Below are 1,803 nucleotides of genomic sequence, written 5' to 3' on the forward strand. Positions count from 1 at the left end.
CGCAGCCGGGCGCGGAACCGTTTGACGGCCGCTTTCGATGGTGTGATCAGCAGCTTGCCCGGGCTGCGGTAGTGGCGGACGGTAAAGCCGAGGAAGTCGAACCCTTCGGACAGGTGCACAATCCGCGTTTTGTCCTCGTTGAACGTCAGTCCTCGCGGTGCCAGCCACTGGGCCAGGCGTTGCCGGACCTGCTCCGCCTGCTCCCGGGTGGAGCAGAGCGCGACCAGGTCGTCGGCGTATCTGACCACGACCGGGGTTCCGGGTACCGACCAGCCCCATCGCGACGGGGTGGTCTGCTGCCGGGCCCCGGCTGCTGTCTCGATCCCGTGCAGGGCGATGTTCATCAGCAACGGGCTGATCACCCCGCCCTGAGGTGTGCCCTCCTCGGTCGGGGCGTATTGCCGGTTCTCGATCACGCCTGCCTTCAGCCACCGGGCGACAGGTTCCCTGGCGGGGAATCCGTGCAGGTGCTCCATGAGTCGGTGGTGATCGATCCGGTCGAACGCCGCTGTCAGATCCGCGTCGAGGACCCACGCCCGCTTCGGGTTCTTGCCCTTGCAGACGGCGAAGATCGCTTCGATCGCGTCATGACAGCCCCGGCCGGGCCGGAAACCGTAGCTCCTCGACTCGAACCGAGCCTCCCATTCAGGCTCCAGCGCGTTCAGCACCACGGCTTGCGACGCGCGATCGGCGATCACGGGGATGCCGAGCGGACGCCGTTTGCCGTTGGCCTTCGGAATGTAGATCCGACGGACGGGCCGGGCCACCGGCCGACACCCGCGCTGCTGGACCCAGCGGGCCAAATCCACCCGCTCGGGTCCGGTCAACGCGGTCCGGCCGTCAACCCCTGCCGTCCCCCGCCCCTGGTTGACCTGCGCGACCCGGCGTGTGCTGAGCAACGCGTTCGCCCGGGACCGCAGCATCAACCGCTGCAGGTTGCGCACCTTGCGGTGCTCTCCTGCCCGTGACGCCGTGAAGATCCGCTGGCGCAGCCGCCGTACCTCCTCCTCGACCCGGGTCCAGTCCACCTGATCCCAGTCGTCGGGAAAGCCCTGAGGTCCGTTCACCGCTGAAGCAGCGGCGTCCAACGTCTCCGCAGGCACTGACGTCATGTCCATCGCCATCTCCACAGACTCACCTGACCCGCGTGGGCTCCCTCTCGGGCCGGGCACCACCACCGCACCGCTTCGCGGCGCTGCCCGTATCCGGTCGGTTCGACACCACACGGCCAGGAGGTGGCCGTCCTCGTGATGTCCTTCCCGTCGCCTTTCGGCACACCGGCCTTCGCTTCTCGGGTCATCCTGTTCCCGGCCAGGGCTTCCGCCTTCCTCACGGTCGGCCTACCAGCCGCTGAGGCTGGACCCGGACGGGGTTTCCACGTTCCGCATGTATGAGACACGCACGGATTGGGCGCCCTCTGTACCCCGGGGACGATGGTGCTCACCCGACAGCGCTACGTTCCGCTACCGGCATCCGCCGCTTCTCAACGGCCAGTCCCTGATCTCGGCCCGGTCCCGCTTCCCTCCACCCGGACCTTCAAGATGACGAGGCATCAACCAAGGGTTCACTCGCGTTCGCCCACCCGCACTTCTCCTCACCCGTAGCCCCCGGAAGGAACGAGGACCCTTCGGCTTGAACCCTGGGCTCCGCACCCCGCAGTTACCCGCGACGCACGCCAAGGCGGAGACCGGCCACCGAGCACGGACCGGGGATCACGTCACCACACGGGCACCTCCTCCACCGTGATCCACTCATCACATGCGACCTCGTGTCGCACCCGCAGCGTCTTACCGTCGACGGCGA

The 1,803-nt window shown here is 67.9% G+C and carries 1 protein-coding gene; it reads right to left on the bottom strand.

The window, feature by feature from the left end; all coding sequences use genetic code 11:
• The coding region (locus tag V6U90_RS33215; RefSeq protein ID WP_334445104.1) for a reverse transcriptase domain-containing protein at positions 1–1,118 on the bottom strand (1,118 nt) is incomplete at its 3' end.
• Positions 1,119–1,803: the final 685 nt, after the last annotated feature.

The organism is Micromonospora sp. CPCC 206060, assembly GCF_036906895.1.
Taxonomy (GTDB): domain Bacteria; phylum Actinomycetota; class Actinomycetes; order Mycobacteriales; family Micromonosporaceae; genus Micromonospora.